At 65.4% G+C, this 19063-nt stretch carries 15 protein-coding genes and 1 pseudogene; 9 read left to right on the top strand and 7 right to left on the bottom strand.

Annotated features, from left to right (window positions below):
- Positions 1-6 precede the first annotated feature (6 nt).
- Entirely contained in the window at positions 7-891 is an 885-nt protein-coding gene (locus tag OV208_RS36645; protein ID WP_267578596.1) for a hypothetical protein, read from the bottom strand.
- Between the two features lie 132 nt (positions 892-1023).
- Between OV208_RS36645 and OV208_RS36640 the strand changes: the two genes are divergently transcribed.
- From OV208_RS36640 to OV208_RS36625, 4 genes are all read left to right on the top strand, one after another.
- On the top strand, positions 1024-2736 hold the full coding sequence (locus OV208_RS36640; RefSeq protein WP_267578595.1) for a phosphatidylinositol-specific phospholipase C domain-containing protein: 1713 nt from the start codon (positions 1024-1026) through the stop codon (positions 2734-2736).
- 147 nt (positions 2737-2883) lie between these two features.
- Positions 2884-4035, top strand: a complete 1152-nt coding sequence (locus OV208_RS36635; RefSeq protein ID WP_267578594.1) for an amidohydrolase family protein — start codon at positions 2884-2886, stop codon at positions 4033-4035.
- A protein-coding gene (locus OV208_RS36630; protein ID WP_267575035.1) for an IS3 family transposase occupies positions 3999-5560 on the top strand; the annotation gives its coding sequence in 2 pieces (ribosomal slippage) (positions 3999-4461 and positions 4461-5560; 1563 coding nt in all). Before OV208_RS36635 ends, OV208_RS36630 begins: the two co-directional genes overlap by 37 nt.
- 35 nt (positions 5561-5595) lie before the next feature.
- Positions 5596-6387, top strand: coding sequence for a transposase (locus OV208_RS36625; RefSeq protein ID WP_267578593.1), 792 nt, complete (start codon positions 5596-5598; stop codon positions 6385-6387).
- On the opposite strand, the gene OV208_RS36620 is transcribed toward OV208_RS36625, so the two are convergent.
- Both OV208_RS36620 and OV208_RS36615 read right to left on the bottom strand, forming a co-directional pair.
- Entirely contained in the window at positions 6371-8389 is a 2019-nt protein-coding gene (locus tag OV208_RS36620; protein WP_267578592.1) for a hypothetical protein, read from the bottom strand. The genes OV208_RS36625 and OV208_RS36620 overlap by 17 nt on opposite strands.
- A gap of 84 nt (positions 8390-8473) precedes the next feature.
- Positions 8474-9685 (bottom strand): ISAzo13 family transposase, encoded by a 1212-nt coding sequence (locus tag OV208_RS36615; RefSeq protein WP_267574262.1) that lies wholly within the window; start codon positions 9683-9685, stop codon positions 8474-8476.
- A 93-nt stretch (positions 9686-9778) separates the two neighbouring features.
- Between OV208_RS36615 and OV208_RS41455 the strand changes: the two genes are divergently transcribed.
- Positions 9779-10609, top strand: a complete 831-nt coding sequence (locus OV208_RS41455) for a transposase (protein ID WP_420715082.1) — start codon at positions 9779-9781, stop codon at positions 10607-10609.
- On the opposite strand, the gene OV208_RS36610 is transcribed toward OV208_RS41455, so the two are convergent.
- A complete protein-coding gene (locus OV208_RS36610; RefSeq protein WP_267578591.1) occupies positions 10537-10851 on the bottom strand; it encodes a hypothetical protein in 315 nt (104 codons plus the stop codon). The genes OV208_RS41455 and OV208_RS36610 overlap by 73 nt on opposite strands.
- A 53-nt stretch (positions 10852-10904) precedes the next feature.
- A pseudogene (locus OV208_RS41450) lies at positions 10905-11030 on the bottom strand (transposase); the annotation flags it as partial.
- Between the two features lie 303 nt (positions 11031-11333).
- On the opposite strand from OV208_RS41450, the gene OV208_RS36605 reads away from it, so the two are divergent.
- The 4 genes from OV208_RS36605 to OV208_RS36590 all read left to right on the top strand — a co-directional run bounded on the left by OV208_RS36605 (position 11334) and on the right by OV208_RS36590 (position 16796).
- Positions 11334-12554 (top strand): toll/interleukin-1 receptor domain-containing protein, encoded by a 1221-nt coding sequence (locus OV208_RS36605; protein WP_267578590.1) that lies wholly within the window; start codon positions 11334-11336, stop codon positions 12552-12554.
- Between the two features lie 3 nt (positions 12555-12557).
- Complete coding sequence (locus tag OV208_RS36600) at positions 12558-12929, top strand: hypothetical protein (protein ID WP_267578589.1); 372 nt, start codon at positions 12558-12560, stop codon at positions 12927-12929.
- Between the two features lie 510 nt (positions 12930-13439).
- Complete coding sequence (locus OV208_RS36595) at positions 13440-14771, top strand: IS4 family transposase (RefSeq protein WP_420715085.1); 1332 nt, start codon at positions 13440-13442, stop codon at positions 14769-14771.
- 420 nt (positions 14772-15191) lie between these two features.
- Positions 15192-16796: a PKD domain-containing protein gene (locus tag OV208_RS36590; protein ID WP_267578587.1), complete on the top strand. Its 1605-nt coding sequence runs from the start codon at positions 15192-15194 to the stop codon at positions 16794-16796.
- Between the two features lie 66 nt (positions 16797-16862).
- Here OV208_RS36590 and OV208_RS36585 read toward each other — a convergent pair whose 3' ends face one another.
- Both OV208_RS36585 and OV208_RS36580 read right to left on the bottom strand, forming a co-directional pair.
- Positions 16863-17900 carry a hypothetical protein gene (locus OV208_RS36585; RefSeq protein ID WP_267578586.1) on the bottom strand — a complete coding sequence of 346 codons (1038 nt, stop codon included), beginning with the start codon at positions 17898-17900 and terminating at the stop codon, positions 16863-16865.
- An 82-nt stretch (positions 17901-17982) separates the two neighbouring features.
- The gene (locus OV208_RS36580) at positions 17983-19008 is read right to left on the bottom strand and encodes a hypothetical protein (protein ID WP_267578585.1); all 1026 of its coding nucleotides are present in this window, start codon (positions 19006-19008) and stop codon (positions 17983-17985) included.
- Positions 19009-19063: the final 55 nt, after the last annotated feature.

Here is a 19063-nt window from a genome sequence, read left to right as displayed (position 1 = left end):
GCGGCCTCACCGCTGGAAGAGCTGGCTGATGCGAAGCTCCAGGTTGCTGCGCATCAGGCGGATGAGGCTCTGGAGCTCCTCGGGACTCAGCTTGTAGCGCTCCTTCATCAACCGCAGGGTGTGCTTCACCATGGCCTCCCGGGCGGCGCCAAGCCTGCGGCTCAGGGTGGCACGGTGGACCTGATAGTGCCGCGAGAGCTGCTCCACCCCCACGCCGTCCGCGAAGTGGAGCCGCAGGAGCGTCTTCTCCTGGGGATCCAGCGCCTCCAGCGCGGCCCGGAAGCACTCCGCGAACTCGCGCTGGTGGCGGCGGCGCAGGTAGTCGAGTTCCGGGTCCGCGCGGTCCGACGGGAGGTCGAGCAGCGCTTCATCTCCCTCTTCCTGCCGGGGGGAGCCGCGCAGACTCAGGGCATCGCGGATGACGGCGGCCCGCACCCAGCCCACCAGCGGCCCCCGGCCCGAGTAGTCCAGGATGCGGGGCGCGTCGCCCACGAACAGCTTCTGCCGGAGCTGCTGGGTGAGCTCCTCACGGAAGGCGGCGGAAGGATCCATCCGCGCCGCGGCCCTGGCGGCCTTCGCCAGGATCTCCGTGTCGAAGTGCTCCAGGGCGCGCGGCTCCATGCGCGAGCACGCGAAGGCGAGCAGCAGGTCTCCCACGTGGAGCGCGTCCAACCCCTGTTCCGGCGGGACACCGGGCAGCAGTCGCGCCGCCAGGAAGGCGACGAAGCCCTCCACGGGGACCTCCAGCCGAGGCCACGCCTTCGCCGCCTCGGAGACACGGGCCTGGAGCCGCGCCTCGAGCCGTGCAGCGTCGAGGCCGGTGGCGGTGAGACCCGCGGGGAGGTGTTGGGTGAAAACGGCAACCAGATTCGGGGCCGGCGTGGGGAGCACGGCCTCAGTCTATCCCCTTCAGGCAGGGCCGAGGGAAAGGAGCCACTGGGCCCTCGCGTCCATTCCTGTTTAGCTCACACCTGGAGTCCGACGTCCTTCACCCCAGGAATTGCCCTCTTCCCCCGAGGCCCCATGTCCCACCGGATGCTCCATGCCCCCTGCCTGCGCGACGCGGCGGCGGTGCTCTTCCTCGCGCTGCTCGCGACCACCCCCGCTGCCGCACGGGGGCGCTACTACAACCACTCCGGCAGCATCGAAACGAGTCATCCCGACTGGTTGAGCTGGATGCCTGGCTCCGCGAGCCTCGCTTCCCTGTCACTGCCGGGCACCCATGACTCCATGGCGTTCACTTCGACGGGCGGCGACCTCACCCAGACGCAATCCCTGAGCCTGAGGGCCCAGTTGGACGCAGGCCTGCGGGCCCTGGACATCCGGTGTCGCCACATTGGCGACCGGTTCGCCATCCACCATGGCGTCGTCTACCTGAACGCCAACTTCGACGACGTGCTGGCGACCACCACCCAGTTCCTGCGCGACCATCCCGGCGAAACGATCCTCATGCGGGTGAAGGAGGAGCACACCCCGGATGGCAACAGCCGGAGCTTCCAACAGACGTTCGAGTGGTATCGCAACCAGCCCGCCTACAGTCCCTATGTCTGGCGAGGCACCCACGTCCCCACGCTCGGGGAGGTGCGCGGCAAGATCGTCATCCTGGACAACTTCGGCGGTGGCGCCTACGGCGTGAGCTGGGGTTCGCTGGCCCTCCAGGATGACTGGACCGTCTCCACCATCTTCGACATCGACAACAAGTGGGACAAGGTCCGGGACCACCTGGGGAGGACGAACGCGGGGGCCCCTCCCACGCTGTATGTGAATTTCCTCAGTGGCTCCTCCGTGGCTGCCTTTCCCAACGTGGTGGCTGGAGGCGATGGCCTCTCCATCCGGGGCGTCAATGACTACGCCATCGACCACCTGGTGGGAGGCAACGTCCAGCGCGCGGGGGTCATGATGATGGACTTCCCGGGAGCGGGGCTGATTGACGCCATCCTGGCCCTCAACTACCGGTTGCTGCCTTCCGCCAGCATCCTCCCGGGCGACTTCGGCACCGCGTTCAAGAACATCTCCTACACCCTCGGCGGTGACGCGCAGGCTCGCTGGTATGGCCTCAACGCGTTCCTCCAGAATGCCGCCCCGGGACGTTACTGGCATGCCCTGGCGCTCAAGGGCAGTTGGGCCGGTTGGATGCACACGGACGGAAGCTACGTCCAATCCAACACCATGGATGACTACACGCACCTGGCCTTCACCTCGCGGACGGTGACGAGCGCGGTGAGCAATGGCTTCCTGGGCGGCTTCGTGAACGCCCAGCTCGGCGCGCTGTCGGGAAGCACGAGCGACCGGGCCGTCCAGCTTCACGGCCGGGTGAGTTCCCGCTTCCCCTTCCAGCTCTGGAGCGTGGTGGTGAAGAAGGCGCCCGGTGGCCTCAGCAACTGGGCGTATTCTGACTACGGGACGGGCTACAAGGCCACGCAAGGCGACTACACGTATGCCGTCCAGGCCTACTCCGCCTCGGACGGCGTGTACCTCTACGAGCACGGCCAGTTCGAAGGCAACGTGCTGCGGCTCACCTCCGGCGTCGGCTACCTGGGCGACCTGGGCTTCGATGACATCCTGTCCTCCGTCCGGATCCTGGGCCCCTATCGCGCGACGCTTTGCGAACATCCTTCGCGAACGGGCAGGTGCTTCAGCACGACCCAGAGCCTGGGCGACATCAACTCCGCCGCGGGAGGCCCCTGGAACGACCAGATCTCCTCCGCCGGTATCGACTTCGTCGGCCTGCGCTGAGTCCAGGCCTCGAAGGGCCCCTCGAGACCAGCCGGCGCGCGCGGCGGACGGGCGCTCGCGCACGGTTGGCGGAGCCCTCCCCCATGGTCATGGTGAAAGAGCGGCGCCCTCTGGACAAGAGCGCGCCGCTCCCGCGGGAAGGAGGGAATGATGCCACCGGATACGAGCACGGCGGCGCTGCGCGAATTCATCGGTGGAATCCGGGCCATCGACAACCACACCCATGCGAACACGGTCGTGCCCGGCGACACGGAGTCCGACGCGCTGTCGTTGGAGGTGTTGGGAGACTTTCCCCTCCCCGTGACGCTGCATCCGGAGAGCCCGGGCTGGCTGGCCGCATATCGAGCCCTCTACGGCTTCCCCTACGAGGAACTGAGCGACGCGCACTGGCCCGGGCTGCGGGCCACCATGCGGGCCATCGCCGAGCAGCAGGGAGAGGGATTTCCCGCATGGGTGCTGGACCGAGTCGGGACGGAGGTCATGCTCACGAACCGGGTGGCGATGGGGCCGGGCCTCGCGCCGCCGCGCTTCCGCTGGGTGTCCTTCGTGGATGCGCTGATGTTGCCGCTCTCCACGCGGGCGGAAGCCGCCGTGACGCCGGATCGCGACAAGCTGTATCCGCTGGAGGCGTCGCTCCTGCGGCGCTACCTCACGGAGCTGAAGGTCGGAGCGTTGCCGGCGACGCTGGAGGCGTACTTGCGGACCGTGGTGACGCCCACGCTGGAGCATCACCAGCAAGCGGGCTGCATCGCGGTGAAGTTCGAGGCAGCCCTGCTCCGCTCCCTGGATTTCGCTGACGTCGCCCCCCAGACCGCGAGCGCCGTGTACTCGCGCTACGTCGGCGGTGGAGAGCCGACCCATGCCGAATACAAGGCGCTCCAGGACTTCCTGTTCCGGGAGATCGCACGCGAGGCCGGCCGCCTGGGGGTGGCGGTCCACATCCACTCGTTCGAGGGCCCGGGCGCGTACTACGCGACCGCCGGAGCCGACCCGCTGCTGTTGGAGCCGACGTTCAATGATCCAACGCTGCGCCACACCCGCTTCGTCCTCGTGCACGGCGGAGGTGTCTTCGCCACGCATGCGCGCGCGATGCTGTGGAAGCCGAACGTGTACGTGGACACATCCGCGATGGCACTGCTCTACCCTCCCGAGTCGCTGGCCGTGATCCTGCGGGACTGGTTGCCCCCTGTGTCAGGGAAGTTGTCGCCTCGGCTGAGCGGCCGGGATGACCACGCCTTGGGGGCGAGAGCAGGCAGGACGCAGTGCCGTACACGGATGGATTCAAGGCGCAGTTGGTGAAGCGGATGGTGGGCCCGGGCGCGGTGAGTGCCGCCGCGTTGGCTCGCCAGGTGGGCGTGTCGCAGCCGACATTGTCGCAGTGGTTGCGGGAGGCGAATAAGTTGGCGGCGATGACGCCCCCGCCCGAGGAAAAGCCCGCCCCGCCGTCTGGACCGAAGAAGTGGACGCCGGAGGAGAAGCTGCGCGTGCTGGTGGCGGCCCAGGGGCTCGCAGGCGAGGCGTTGGGGGTGCTGCTGCGCCGCGAGGGGCTGCACGAGGAGAAGCTGAAGGAGTGGCAGCAGGCCCTCGCGGGTGCGGCCACGGAAGCCCTGCCGGCCAAGGAGCGCAGGCGGTTGGCGGCGGCGGAGAAGCGGGTGAAGGAGCTGGAGCGCGAGCTGCGCCGCAAGGAGAAGGCGCTGGCGGAGACGGCGGCGCTGCTGGTGCTCGAAAAAAAACTCCAGGCGACGGGCTGGGACGAGCGACACCTGGACGACGAGGACGACGCAGCGGACGAGAGGCGCGAGAAATGACGCTCGCCCACGTGCAGGAGGCCCTCCAGCAGGGCGTGCGGCTGGAGGCCGTCTGCGAGCGGCTCGGGGTGGCTCCGCGCACCATTCAACGCTGGAGCAAGCCGGCCACCGCGCAGGATGGGCGGTGCGGTCCGCGCACCCGGCCCGCCAACCGCCTCTCGGAGGCGGAGAAGCGCCGCATGCTGGCGGTGGCCAACAGCGAGGAGTTCCGCGACGTCTCGCCCAAGCAGCTGGTGCCGAGACTCGCCGACCGGGGTGAGTACGTGGCCAGCGAGGCGAGCTTCTACCGGGTGCTGCGCGCAGCGGGCCAGTTGGCCCACCGGGGCCCCGCGAAGCCGCCCACGCCGCGCCCCAAGGCCGAGCACACGGCCAGCGCCCCCTGCCAGGTGTGGAGCTGGGACATCACCTACTTGAAGGGCCCGGTGAAGGGCTGCTTCCTCTACCTCTACCTCGTGGTGGACGTCTTCAGCCGCCGCATCATGGGCTGGCGCGTCCACGAGGAGGAGTCCTCCGCGCATGCCGCGGCCCTCATCCGCGACAGCTGGCACGAGGCGGGCTGCCCCGAGGGCTTGGTGCTGCATTCGGACAACGGCGGCCCCATGAAAGGCGCCACGATGCTGGCCACGCTGCAATGGCTGGGCGTGGCCCCTTCCTTCAGCAGGCCTCGCGTCTCGGACGACAACGCCTTCTCCGAGGCCCTCTTCCGCACGCTGAAGTACCGCCCCTGCTTCCCCCAGCGAGCCTTCGCCTCGACGCAGGATGCGCACACGTGGGTGGCGCGTTTCGTCACCTGGTACAACACCGAGCACCGGCACTCCGCCATCCGCTTCGTCACGCCGGAAGCCAGGCACTTCGGCCTCGACGCAGCCCTGCTCGCCCAGCGCCACCAGGTGTACCTGCGTGCTCGCGCACGTCACCCCGAGCGATGGAGCCGCGACACGCGCGACTGGACGCCCGCGGGCCCCGTGCGCCTCAACCCCTCACCGGAAGGACAGGAACTGAAGCGCATCGGCTGAACCCTTTCATGCGACAACTACCTTGACGCTCACCGGTGGCGGACAGGGGCTTCAGTACGCGCGCGATTCTCCAGGCCTTCGCCGCGCGCGGCGCCTTCCTGCTCGTGCGGGAGCATGCTCGCAATCCCTCGCCGACCGAGGAGCGCCCGCGACGCAAGGTGGGGCGCATCGAGACGGGGACGGTCTTCGAGCAGGCGGTGTCCATCCCAGACGGAGCAGGCGGCGCGCTGCGACTGCGGCGCATCGAGATTGAACTCGACACGCCCACCGACGACGGCGACACCGTCATCCGGTTGCTGACGAATGTCCCGGCGGACCGCAAGGGGGCCACAACGCTCGCACGGCTGTACCGCACACGCTGGCGGATTGAATGCCTTTTTGGCCGCCTGGAGTCAGTCCTTGAAAGCGAGGTGCGAAGCCTTGGCTCGCCCCGAGGCGCCCTGCTTGGCTTCTGCGTCGCACTGGTGGCCTACGACGTGTTGGCCCTCTTGCAGGCGGCGGTACAGTCTGCCCATCCGGTATGCGAGCAGAAGCCCATCTCCTCTTTCTACATCGCGGCCGAGTTGCGCGAGTACTACGGCGGAATGAAGGTCGCCGTTCCGGAAGAGGCCTGGGTGCCATACGAAAGCCAGACCTCGAAGCAACTGGCCCGGACGCTCGTGAGCATGGCAAGGAACGTCGACCCGGCGATGCTCCTCAAACACCCTCGTGGGCCGAAGCCAAGGAAGAAGAAAGGCTACGCTCCGGGGAGCGAGGTGCGCCGGCAGGTCGCGACATCACGCGTCCTCGCTGCCGGCACCGTCGACTACGTCAAGAAAGATGTTTAAAGGGATGGGCCTCAAGGGCTGAAACGAGCCCAGGATCCAAGGGAGTTTCCATGCTGCGAATGGTAGGCGCCGCAATCATCAACTCGTTGGATGCCATTCCCCATCTGACATCTTCCGTGAACTGCGGCCTGAGCATTGAGATCTGTGCCGGGTCATTCATCTGACGAACGAGATCTTCAGCCGTCGGTTGCTCACCTGCCCAGAGCGTAGCTTCGGGTATCGAGAACGGCATGCTTGTTTTGTCGCCAGCGGAAAAGGCGACCACATTGAGGCGTTTGCTCTCGAAGAACCTCGCTAGCGCCGATGCGTCGTAGACATAAATCCCCTCGACCTTGCCGATGCTAAAAGGAATGCCATTGACTACGCAGGGGACGATGCGGTCCCACTGTAGATCCACGCCGAGGTGTTGCCGTACAGCATCGGGATGCTTGGCGAAGTGTTCGGCCATGCGCTCTGCCTGTGTCATTCCTTCGCCCAACTCGCTCAGGAACCCGTAGAGCCGAGACGGCTTGTGGCTTGAATACGACCGGTTCTTACATTCAAACAGAAACAATACACGATCCCAGACAAAGGCAGCGTCGCAATCATAATCAACACCATCAATCTTAAACTTGAAACCCACACAGCGAATTCCCTGCCTTTGGATCCGCTCGCGAACAGCCTTCTCTAAGGCCCTCCCCTTCCAGCCGATTTGAACCCCAAGACCTGATAATTGGGAGAGCACCACCCGCGGAACGTTCGCGGCCAGAACTACCTCTCGCACCGCGTAAATAAAGCCATCGACACCTGCAAGGAGCGGGGCGTCGAAGAGGTCGATCGTGTCTCGGCCAAACTTAAGCAGTTCGAGAAACATAGTGGCCTTGGATGCTGACAGGTCGTAACCGACTGCCACCGCGATGAACTCAGCCGAAGAAAAGCGGACCACGCCGCGTACTGCCCTTCGGCCGTCCACAAAGCCCTTCAAGCACAAGTAGCCGCGGATCCATTCAATGAGTCGTAGCCCCTCGTACTCCTCCAAGTCTTCCGGTACAGGGAAGTGAAGAATTTGGCTCAATCCCAACACAGCAAGAACCTCCTCCTCGTCAATGAAGGCCACTGGCGGCAGTGGAGCGTGCGTCGATGGGTCCCCCTTCCGGAAGCGCATCGCTGGAAGATCAGCAGATGCTTGCATTAAGAGTCGATCTAGCCGTTGCCCAGCGATGTCCTCAAGGAGTTCGAGACGAAGGCTGTCAACTCGAAAATCGAGCACATCTCTCGGTAGGCGTTCTGCAGAACCTCCGGCCTCCTTCAATATTCTGACCTCTCCTCCAAAGAATCTCCAACGCTCGGTGCTAAAGTCGAGCGTGCGCCAAGCGGCTCCGAGAACAAACGTGTTGCCAATGCGCCACCGAGTCCTGGCAGAGACGAAAGGCCTTGCCGGCAGGACGATATTTCCCTCTCCGTCGAACCACCTATTTCCGTAAGCGAACATCTTCACGGCGGCAGAGGCTGTGCTGATGAAGGTAGCTGCAGCGGCATCGGGCGCGTAAGTTGCTCCGTCGTCACCAACGAGATGGAGGGACACGGGGTCGACTGTCTTCCTCTTTCGCAGTTCTCGCCGAAGGTTTTTCTTTAGTGCCAGCAACTCCAGATGGAGTCGTTCGAGGGTTCCCCATGCATGTTGATCGGGCGCGATATCGCCGGTCGTCTCTTGAAGCGTCGCTTGAATCGCCTGATAGCCAGATTCAGCGAGCTTGCACTGCCGCACGTGGTCAATAAATGCCTGCAGCTCGTCCGTTGCGCCTAACGTCGTGAGGTGCGCCTCGACGCCCGAAGCGAACGTATCTCGGCGCTGCCGCAGCCGGTCGTCTCCTCTCTGCAGAATCATGCTTCCAGAATGGATAATTCGCTCAAGCAAGTAGTCGACGCCCGCGTTGAGCGTCGCCAGAGTTGCGGAGCAACCATGCCAATCCAGTTTGGCTATGGCCTCACTTAAAGCATCTCGTTTCTTCTCCTGCGCCATTGCCAAGCCTCCATCCTCTTCGAACAGAAATATACTAACAGCACCTAACGAAATTCATTACTAGACTAAGGGTCCGCTCAGAAATTACTTGGCCGAAATGGGCTTGAGGACGTAATTCCAGTCTCCATGGAAGTCTGAGCGGATGAGGCGGAGTTGGTGCATTGTCGCCTGAGAGACGCTGACTCCCGTGCGGTAGCGCCGCCGGTCCAGCCGTGCATTCACCTTCAGGCCCTTGGCGGTAGTCGTGGTGCCGATGAGGTTCACCACCGTCTCGTAGTCCTCCAGCGGACGGCCTCTCCAGTTCATGCTGATGTGGCTGAAGAGGCGATGCTCCACCTTGTTCCACTTGCTCGTGCCGGGAGGGAAATGACAGACGCTGATGGACAATCCCGTCGTGTCCGCCAGTCGCTGCAACTCTGCCTTCCACACCCGGCTTCGCGCGCTGTTGCTGCCGCCCGAGTCCGCCGTCACCAGCAACTGCTGCGCCTCGGGATAGCGCTCCTGGCCCATTTTGCGCCACCAGGTGGCGATGCTATTGACGGCGAAGACGGGCGTGTCGTGGTCCACTCCCACCGACACCCAGGCGCTGTTGTCCCCGACGTCGTACACGCCATAGGGAATCGCCTTGCCCACTGCCGTGTCCGGGAAGTCATGCGTCAGGCTCAGCACTGGCGCCCCTGCCGGCTGCCATTCGCGACCTCCATTCTTGAACTCCCCCACCAGCTCCTTCTTCTTGGTGTCCACCGAAACGACCGGCTGCCCCCGCTGCTGGAACTCCCCCACCTGGGCGTTGATGTGCTCGAACTGGGCGTTGCGGTCGGAATGCGACTCTCCCTCCAGCGACTTGGCCCCGGCCTGCAAGCTGTAGCCCTGGCGTTTGAGCAGCTCCCCCACCTTCTGCGGGCTCACTTCATAACCCTGTTTCTTCAACTCCGCGGCCAACACCCTCGTGCTCTTGCACGTCCAGCGCAGCGGCGACTCCGGGTCTCCCCGCGTCACCGGGTCCACCAGCGACTCCAAGGCTTCCGTCAGCCCCGGCTGAGCCACTTCCACCGGGGGGCGGCCCGCACCCTTGCGCCGCACCCGCACCAGCTCTCCTGGAGGACTCTTTCCGCTCGCCTCGTCGCGCCCCGCGCGCACCGTCATGCGCGCCAAGCCCGTCGCCCGTGCGACCGCAGTGACGCCGCCGCGCCCCAGCGCGAGTGCCTCGGCCCCTGCCCAGCGGCGCGTCACCCGCTCATCCATGACGTCTCGGAGTGCCTGGTAGCGCTCCGCCACGGCCTTTTCCGCGTCCATCTCCGGCCAACACGCTCGGTCGCCTGTCTATTCCACTATTCGACTAACTAATTTCTGATCGCGCCCTAACCGACAGCAAAGGGCATCCTCAGCTTGCTGGGCTTGGTCCGCGAACTCGTCCCCAATGCCTTCTGGCAGCGCGTGGCGCCCCTGTTGCCTCCGCCCCGATCCAAGAAGAAGCTAGGCCGCCCTCGGGCGGATGACCGTGCGGAGTTGGAGGCCACCGTCTTCGCGTTGAGGAGCGGCATCCCGTGGGAGATGCTGCCGCGCAAGCAGTTCGGCCTGTCGGGCATGACGACTTGGCGCAGGTTGGAGGAATGGACCCGGGCCGCGTGTGGGAGCAACTCCAGGCGCGGCTCCTGCACGAGTTGGGACTTCGCGGCGAGGTGGACTTCTCCCGTGTCTCCAGGAGAGGAAGCAGCCCTTCACCGGGCCCTTCAGGTACGTGATATCCCAGTTCCATACTTGGCAGGGGGCACGGGCGGTGTGCTCCGCCCTGGGGCGCGGCGCGGGAGGCTTCGCGGGGCCCCGGAGCGTAAGCTGGCCCGCCTCGCGCAGCACCCGATAGAAGCTCGCCTCGCTGGCCACGTCCTCGCCCCGGTCCGCCAGCCTGGGCACCAGTTCCTTGGGCGAGACGTCCCGGAACTCCTCGCTGTCGGCCACCGCCAGCATGCGGCAGTTCTCGACTTCGGAGAGGCGGTTGGCGGGCCGGGGGCGCGGACCGTACCGCCTGTCCTGCGCTGTTTCCGGCTTCCTCCAGCGTTGGACGGTGCGGACCGCCACCCCGAACCGCTCGCAGACGGCCTCCAGGCGCACGCCCTGCTGGATAGCCTCCTGTACGTGCGCGAACGTCATTTCTCGCGCTTCTCGTCCACTGCGTCGTCCTCGTCGTCCAGGTGCCGCTCGCCCCAGCCCGTCGCCTGAAGTTTGTTTTCGAGCACCAGCAATGCCGCCGTCTCCGCCAACGCCTTCTCCTTGCGGTGCAACTCGCGCTCCAACTCCTTCACCCGCTTCTCAGCGGCGGCCTGCTGCCACTCCTTCAGCTTCTCCTCGTGCAGCCCCTCTCCTCGCAGCAGCGCCCCCAACTCCTCGCCTGTGAGCCCCTGGGCCGCCACCAGCACGCGCAGCTTCTCCTCGGGCGTCCACTTCTTCCGCGCAGCGGGCACGGCGGGCTTTTCTCCTCGGGCGGGGGCGTCATCGCCACCAACATATTCCCCTCCCGCAGCCACTGCGACAGCGTCGGCTGCGACACGCCCTCCTGGCGGGCCAACGCTGCGGCGCTCACCGCGCCCGGACCTACCATCCGCCTCACCATCTCTGACTTGAATCCATCCGTGTACTGCACTGCGTCCTGCCTGCTCTCGCCCCCAAGGCGTGGTCATCCCAGCCGGTCAGCCGAGGCGACAACTTCCCTGACATAGGGGGCGGGCGTGCTGGGCAGCGCAGGCGGAAGACGACCACGCCTAAAGGCTGCCACCACCACAGGCGCATAAGGGCAAGTTGCCTGGATTGGGCAGCGAGGTGAGCTTGGCGCCTATCTCTGCGAGCAAGTGGCCAGCGCCCATTGACAGTGGCCCCCTATCACAAGGTAATCCGCTTCTGCTAAAATGGCACAATCTATCCGTCAAAACCGGACACCGAGGTCACCATGGCTACCTCGCTGAAGCGGGTCTTCATCAGCTACACGCATGATTCGGACGACCATAAGGCGCATGTTATCGGCTTGTCGGACCGGCTTTGCAACGACGGCGTTGACTGCTCAATCGACCAATACGAGGTATCCCCACCCGAAGGGTGGCCTGCCTGGATGGAGCGAATGGTTCGCGAGGCCGACTACGTGCTCGTGGTCTGCACACCCACGTACCTTGAGAGGTACGAAAACAGGGGCGATCGGGCAAAGGGGCTTGGAGGACGATGGGAGGGGGCAAACATCCGGCTGGAACTCTATGAAGGCAGCGGCTTCAACACGAAATTCATCCCTGTGGTTTTCGACATGCGGGACGCCGCAAGCCGACCACAGCCACTGCGCGGTGCCACCTACTACGATGTGTCGACTGAAGCTGGATACGACCAGATCTACCGACACATCACCGAGCAACACAATCGACGCAAGCCAGCCATCGGTCGCATCCGCACACTGGCGGTAGCGCCCGTTGCCCACGCTCTCACACAGTCCGGACTACCCTCCGACATCCACAGCTTCCAGGAATTCTGCGGCCTCCTCCGCCCGCTGATAGAGGAGAACGGGCGTGTGTACCGCGACTTTGCACCGAACTCCGGCGCCAACTCTCCTGGATCGCTGCGCTCGGAATTCGGGCTGTGGGAACGAGCGAAGCGTGAAATCCTCGTGCCCAACAACCAGAAGATTGCAGGACTCATCCAAGAAGGTCGGAACCTAGTCCCCGCCCCCCATCGCGCCCTGTTTGAAGCGTGGGTGTCGCACATCTACGCGTTTGAGAAGCACTGTGAAGATCCTACGGTGGACTACCGAGACCATCAATTTCCCGTCGGGGTCACATCGGTCGTTTCCACGGCGGCGGCGAGGGACCCAACTGTTGATAGTGAGTTGAAGGACCTCGTCGCTCGACTCGAGGGTGAACTGGCCCCGCACAAAGACATCACGGCAGCCGGCCTGTTCGGCTCACAGCTCTACGCCGCCAAAGCGCGCACAGATGTAGACGTAGTGCTCAGGTTGTCTCGTGAGGCGCGAGGCAGTGACCTGATTCCACAACTCAAACGTGAATTTCTACAGCACCACGGGCATCATCTGCACTGCACCCTCTTCTTTGACGACGAGACGGACGCGCACGACGCCTTCATCCGCAAGGCGGGCGCTGTCCATTCGCTCAACTTGGGGTTTCGGAGATAAGCCATGGGTACGGACCTGCATCGCAGTATTATCAGCTTCTTCGAGGCTCGGCTTCGGGATCACGCGAAGGTGGAGTCATTCCATCGGCTGCCTCATCCGGATGAGGTTCTCTACGAGGTCAAGCGGCGAGGGCTCGATCCGCTGGCGGTCCATCTGAGCGATGCCTACCGCTACACACAGGTCGACTTCGATGCGCGACCATCTGAACTGCGCAAGAGTGGCTTCATTCTGATCGCCAAGCCCGAGGGAAGCTACAACGTGGACTTGGTGACAGACGCTCGCGAGAGGGGGATTGGGCTGGGACAGATTGGCAAGCTGCTCGGGGCGATTAACCGGCGCGACTACTGGAGGTACGAGCCCCCCAAGCGGAACTGATTGCCCTTCCCAGAGGCTTCGATCCGGGAGCCGTGCCCTGAAGTAGGCGGAGATGAGGCATATCCCGTTCCCACTCGAATGAACTGCGCAAGCACGTTCTGGAGGCGCGCGAGCGCGAGATGTCGCTCGTGGTTGAGCAGTTCAATTGGCCCCCACACAGTGAAACGATGGCGAAGAAGGCAGCAGTGAATCTCATCAGGTTCGCCGCGCCCCGTTTCGGCACAGTCGCTCCAGGCCTTGCCTGTTATTGGCATGCAGGTGTGTATGGAAGTGCAGGGAAAAGCCCTTCAGCAAGGCGCACCTAGATTCACCCCTCTAAACATCTTCGGCCTCGGCGCCCTGGGAGGAAGGCATGCAGGCTGGCGAGCGGGCGTGCGAAGGGACTGCTCCATCTGCACGTCCTGACCGCTGTGCGCAGGGGAGCGCCTTGGCCACATTGGGACTGGGGGTTCTACCGTCATGTTCGAGTCCATCGTGGAGCGCTTCCTTGCCCAGAGTCCACTCACCGTCATGGCCCGGGTGGTGCTGGAGCGTGCCTGTGACGCAGCGTGGGTGGATGCGGCGTTCCATGAGCACCGGGGCCGGCAGTATGAGCGCGAGCTGCTCTTCTCCGACGTCGTTGACCGCATGAGTCTGGTGGTGCTGGGCCTGCGCCCCTCGCTGCATGCGGCGGCGCAGCGGCATCGGCTGCCCGTCTCGGTGCAGGCGCTCTACAAGAAGGTGAACCGGACCGAACCAGCTGTCCTCAGGGCGCTGGTGCGTGGCGCATACGCGCGGCTTTCCCCAGTGCGCCGCGCGATGGGCCCGGGGGACGCGGTTTGCGAGGGGATGAGCGTGCGCATCGTGGACGGCAACGACTTGCCGGCCAGTGACAAGCGGCTTTGCGCGCTGCGGGGTTTCCGGGGCGCGGCGATGCCGGGCCAATCCCTCGTGCTTTATGACCCGGACCTGGACCTGGTGGCCGACGTGCTGCCCTGGGAGGACGCGCATGACCATGAGCGCTCGCTGCTCAAGCACCTGCTGCCGCAAGTCGAGCCAGGCCACCTCTGGGTGGCGGACCGGGGCTTCAGCACGCGCTCGATTCTCCAGGCCTTCAGCGCGCGCGACGCCTTTTTGCTCGTGCGGGAGCACGCTCGCAATCCCTCGCCGACAGAGGAGGGCTCACGACGCAAGGTGGGGCGCATCGAAACGGGGACGGTCTTCGAGCAGCCCGTGTCCATCCCAGACGGAGCCGGTGGAGTGCTGCGACTGCGGCGCATCGAGATTGAACTCGACACGCCAACCGACGACGGCGACGCAGTCATTCGGCTGCTGACGAACGTCCCGGCGGACCGCAAGGGGGCGACAACGCTCGCACGGCTGTACCGTACGCGTTGGCGGATTGAATGCCTTTTTGGCCGCTTGGAGTCTGTCCTTGAAAGCGAGCTGCGAAGCCTGGGCTCGCCCCGAGGAGCCCTGCTTGGATTCTGCGTCGCACTGGTGGCCTATGATGTATTGGCCCTTTTGCAGGCGGCAGTGCGGACCGCCCATCCCGTATGCGAGGAGAAGCCCATCTCCTCTTTCTACATCGCGGCCGAGTTGCGCGAGTACTACGGTGGAATGAAGGCCGCTCTCCCGGAGGAAGTCTGGCTGCCCTACGAAAGCCAGACACCGAAACGGCTGGCCCGGACGCTGGTGGACATGGCAAGGCACGTCGACCCAGCGATGCTCCTCAAGCACCCTCGCGGACCGAAGCCCAAGAAGAAGAAAGGCTACGCGCCAGCGAGCGAGGTGCGCCGGCAGGTCGCGACGTCACGCGTCCTCGCTGCCGGCACCGTCGACTACGTCAAAGAAGATGTTTAAAGGGGTGGCACCTAGATTGCTTTCGGGGAGAGGCTAGCCGTCCAGCGCAGCTGCTGTTGCAGGGAATGCATCTGGTACACTTGAAGTACGTCCTCACGCTCTTGCACGGACAGGCACCTCTTTTCTCCAGCAGGCGCAGGACCCGGTGGCGCACCGTCGTGCGCGGGATCCAATGCGTGCCGCACTGAGGTAAGGCGCGTCACCCAAATCGGCCGGGCAAGAATCCGGCCCACTACCGACTAAGAATATTTTCACATTATTCAAGCCTGTCCGAATAGAATTGACATTCTGGTTTCGGCGCTCGCAATGTCAGCCCGTCGCCAAGGTCGGCGACAGGGAGCGCGCGACCGCAATGCGGGCAGGCCCGCAGCTCGTGCGGCGCGCATCGTTGCCATCGCGTCCACGACAGGGGTTCGCACCATGCCGAAGTCGAAGCCACTCGCGTCCTGCCTCCGTTCCGCCCGCCAGGTCTGGCCGGCGCTCGCCACCCTCGCCCTGGTCGCCTTCGCGCCGGTAGCCCAGGCGGATTCGGCGATCTACGGCGGCGGCCCCTTCTATTCCGGCGGCACCGCGGTGATGGACGACCTGCGCAACTCGGGCTTCACCACCGTGATCCTCTGGAGCTTCCACATCGAGGACAACGGCGACCTCGTCTACAACGACATCCCGGTGGTCAAGAACGGCGCCTACATGGGCGACCCGGCCTGGCCGACGCGGCTGGCCACGCTCAAGACCGCGCCGACCTCGGTCAATCGCATCGAAGTGTCGATTGGCGCCTGGAGCGTTCCGGATTTCGAGCGCATGGCCCGGCTGGTCAACGGCACCGCCACGGGCTGCGGCAGCACCCTCGTCTGCGGCACCGGCAGCAACAGCATCCTGTACCGCAACTTCCAGGCGCTGAAGACCGCCACGGGCGCCAACGCGGTCAACTTCGACGACGAGAGCGCCTACGACCTCGCCCCCACCACCCAGTTCGGGCAGATGCTCATCGGCCTGGGCTACAAGATCACCTTCGCGCCCTATACCCAGCAGGCCTTCTGGAGGAGCCTCAAGGACAACCTCGGCAGCGCGGTGGATGGCATCTACCTCCAGGTCTACGACGGCGGCGCCGGCAACAACCCCGCGAGCTGGAACACCGCGATGGGCATGACCGTCGACCCGGGCTTGTGGTCGCGCCACGGCACCGGCTGCGGCAGCGGTGACAGTCCGGCCACGGTGCAGAGCAAGATGAGCAACTGGAAGAGCACCGCCGGCATCAACGGCGGCTTCATGTGGCTCTACGACGACATCCGGGCGTGCGCGGCGCAGGGCACGACCGCGCAATACGCGGCGGCCATCAACACCGCGGTCAGCGGCAACACCCCGCCGGTCGCCAACTTCGGCGTCACCGTGAGCGGACTGACCGCGACCTTCAGCGACGCCTCCAGCGACAGCGACGGCACCATCACCTCGCGCAGTTGGAACTTCGGCGACGGCAGCGGCTCGACCGCGACGAACCCCAGCCGTGTCTATGCCAGCACCGGCAACTACAACGTCACCCTGACCGTGACCGACAACGGCGGCGCCACCCACACCCGGACCCAGACCGTCTCGGTCGGCGCCGGCAACGTCAACCTGGCGCTCAACAAGCCGGCGACTGGATCCAGCGCCTGCAACACCACCGAGACGCCGAGCAAGGCGGTCAACGGAAGCGTCTCCGGCGGCACCACCGACAAGTTCTGCTCGTTGGCCTCCCCTGCTTGGCTTCAGGTGGATCTCGGCTCGGTGCAGACGGTCAGCAGCTTCGTCGTCAAGCATGCCGCCGCAGGCGGTGAAGCCAGCACCTGGAACACCCGGGCCTTCACCCTCCAGACCTCCAGCAACGGCACGAGTTGGAGCACCCCGGTGACGGTGACCAACAACACCGCCAACACCTCCACACACCCGATCAGCGCCACCTCCGCGCGCTACATCAAGCTCAACGTGACCACCCCGTCCCAGAACGGCGACCCGGCGACGCGCCTCTACGAACTCGAAGTGCGCTGACCCTTCCCTCACCGTCAGGGAGCGGCTCGCGCGTCGCAGGCACGGACGCGCGATGCCGTACGGCGGCTACGGCTGCGCCACGCCCAGCTCGTAGGCCTTGCGGATGGCCTGGGCACAGACGCGGGACTTCTCGCCCTCCGCATCCCCACCGAGTTGGCGACTGCGGGCCAGGAGCATGTACCGGTTCCTCGCGGCGTTCACCCAGGGATAGAAGCCGAACGCTCCCGCCGAGGAGTGGCCCGTCACGGTCCACACGCCACTCACGGTCTCTCCCTCGATCCAGTGCCCGAGCCCGTAATACGCCTGCCCTGCCGCCGTCCACGGCGTGTAGGAAACGTTGGTGCCCCCCTCCCAGGCCGGAACGGAGTCCACGGTCAGCTTGGAGGACAGCTCATACTGGTTGTTGAGCAGCTTCATCAGGAAGACGCGATAGAGCGCCGCGCTGCCGGAGAAGCCCCCGCCCGGAGCGACGTCACTGTCGGACTCCGGCAGCGTGGTGCCCAGCCGGGCGTTGAGCCAGTCCATGACGCTCGCCACCCCCGTGCCCTTCCTCGCGCCGATATCGTCAAGCGCCAGCTTCTGCATGTGGCCGCCGTTGTAGAAGAACCGGCCGTTCTGGATCGAGCGGTAGGAGACATCCTTGTACGTGGGTCCGTAGCAATCCGAGACAGTCGTCCCGGCGACGCCACACAAGGTGGTGCTCTCGTCGATGTAGCCGCTGGTGAAGTTGAGCCGCTTCTTCTCGTCCGCGGTGAGGTTCGCGTACCCCTTCGACTGCACGTAGGCCCCCGCGTACAGCCACTTGCTCGCGGACGCGATGGGCATCACCGTCGTGGCGGACACGCCGCTGCCGCGCGGGATTCCGTAGAGCGACCCCGCTGCATTGCCAATCTCCCAGTAGAAATTCCCGAGCGGCGTGCAGCTCGCCGAATTGTTGGCCGTGTCCAGCGCGGCTTGCTCATACGCGGTGAGAGCCGCGCGGGACGTGCCCGGGGGCGCGTCCGCGGTGGGTTCGAAGGCGTCCTCGGCGGATCCACAGCCAATGAGGCCCAGGGCCAGCAGCCCGCACATCGGGCTGAACGTCGTCCTTCCGTGTTGCGTCATGCGTGATTCCTCCGGGGAATTGGCCCTGTGAACCCGGGAGGCGTTCGGAAGTTGCGGGAAATCTATTGAGTTGCCAGGGAACTCAGACGGCCTCCCGGCGAGCCACCTTGGAGGGAGTCGCCAGGGCCCGGCGCAGCACCGTCTCCGTCCATTCGAGTTCCGCCTGGGACAGGTCCATGCCCAGTTGCACGATGCCCACATCGTGCTCGATGACGACACTCCTGCCCCGGGAGGTCTCGGTCCGCATGTCCCGCAGGTCGATGTCCTGGATGCGCAAGGCCGGGAGCCTCGTGACCTGACGAGGCCGCCAGGGGCCGTGGCGCGTGAGTTGGATGCCTCGGGAGGACGCGATCACGGTCCAGCCCGTGGTGGACTCACGGGCGACCCGCCAGAACAGGAAGGCTCCACAGGCGACGAGGATGGCGCACGTGATGACGGGCACCGTCGACGCGGCCGACCGCAGGCCAAACGTACGGCTCCACTGCACCAAGAAGAAGGCAGGTCCGCCCACGCCGATGAGCAAGGCAAGTGCGGCCTGCGCCGCGTAGACGAAGCTCCACCCACACGGAGGCAGCTCCAGCGTCAGTCCCCGGCCCCCCTGGGTGAACCGGATGCCGCTGCCGGAGGGAAGCGCCGGGATGCCCCCGTCCGTGAGAGGCGCCTCTTCCAGCCGCGCGGTCACGGGGCGACTCTGCCCTCCTTCCACGCTCAGCCCGAGCCCCAGGAACCGGGACACGGCCTGCGCCAGCTCCAGGGCCTCCTCCCGGTCATCGCTGTGGGACAGCGTCACCGCTCGCGCCGGCGACACCAGCGCCACGGAATAGGCCTTCGCGAAGAAGGGACCATCGCTGGCGGCCTGCCCTCGCATCCGGAGGGCCACGGACGTGAATGGCTCCAGGGGCTGTGCCTTCCCGGTGAAGGACTCCCGGTAGCCGGTCCGGCGCCACAGGGTGCGGTTCTCCAGGTTCAGGAGCACCTTCCAGCGGGATGCCAGGTGATGGGCCGCCAGGGCCCCCAGCCCCACCATCAAGAGCCAGATGTGCCCGTTGTTGGAGAGGATGCCCGTCGACAGGGAAAACACCGGGAAGCCCAGGGCAGCCACGAGCACGCCCCATGACACCCATCGCTCAAAGGGACGCACTTCGTGCTGGAGCGTCAGGAAC

The sequence above is a fragment of the Corallococcus sp. bb12-1 genome (assembly GCF_026626765.1).
Classification (GTDB): Bacteria; Myxococcota; Myxococcia; order Myxococcales; family Myxococcaceae; genus Corallococcus; species Corallococcus terminator.
Note: the sequence above shows the minus strand (reverse complement) of the source record. Positions and strands in the feature narration are given on the sequence as shown.

Bases quoted from the DNA above. Each gene is read 5' to 3' on its own strand.
- OV208_RS36605 (WP_267578590.1), top strand. From the start codon at position 11,334: ATGGCTACCTCGCTGAAGCGGGTCTTCATCAGCTACACGCATGATTCG.
- OV208_RS36620 (WP_267578592.1), bottom strand. From the start codon at position 8,389: ATGGCGCAGGAGAAGAAACGAGATGCTTTAAGTGAGGCCATAGCCAAA.
- OV208_RS36600 (WP_267578589.1), top strand. From the start codon at position 12,558: ATGGGTACGGACCTGCATCGCAGTATTATCAGCTTCTTCGAGGCTCGG.
- OV208_RS36595 (WP_420715085.1), top strand. From the start codon at position 13,440: ATGGCCCGGGTGGTGCTGGAGCGTGCCTGTGACGCAGCGTGGGTGGAT.
- OV208_RS36635 (WP_267578594.1), top strand. From the start codon at position 2,884: ATGATGCCACCGGATACGAGCACGGCGGCGCTGCGCGAATTCATCGGT.
- OV208_RS36615 (WP_267574262.1), bottom strand. From the start codon at position 9,685: ATGGACGCGGAAAAGGCCGTGGCGGAGCGCTACCAGGCACTCCGAGAC.
- OV208_RS36640 (WP_267578595.1), top strand. From the start codon at position 1,024: ATGTCCCACCGGATGCTCCATGCCCCCTGCCTGCGCGACGCGGCGGCG.
- OV208_RS36590 (WP_267578587.1), top strand. From the start codon at position 15,192: ATGCCGAAGTCGAAGCCACTCGCGTCCTGCCTCCGTTCCGCCCGCCAG.
- OV208_RS36585 (WP_267578586.1), bottom strand. From the start codon at position 17,900: ATGACGCAACACGGAAGGACGACGTTCAGCCCGATGTGCGGGCTGCTG.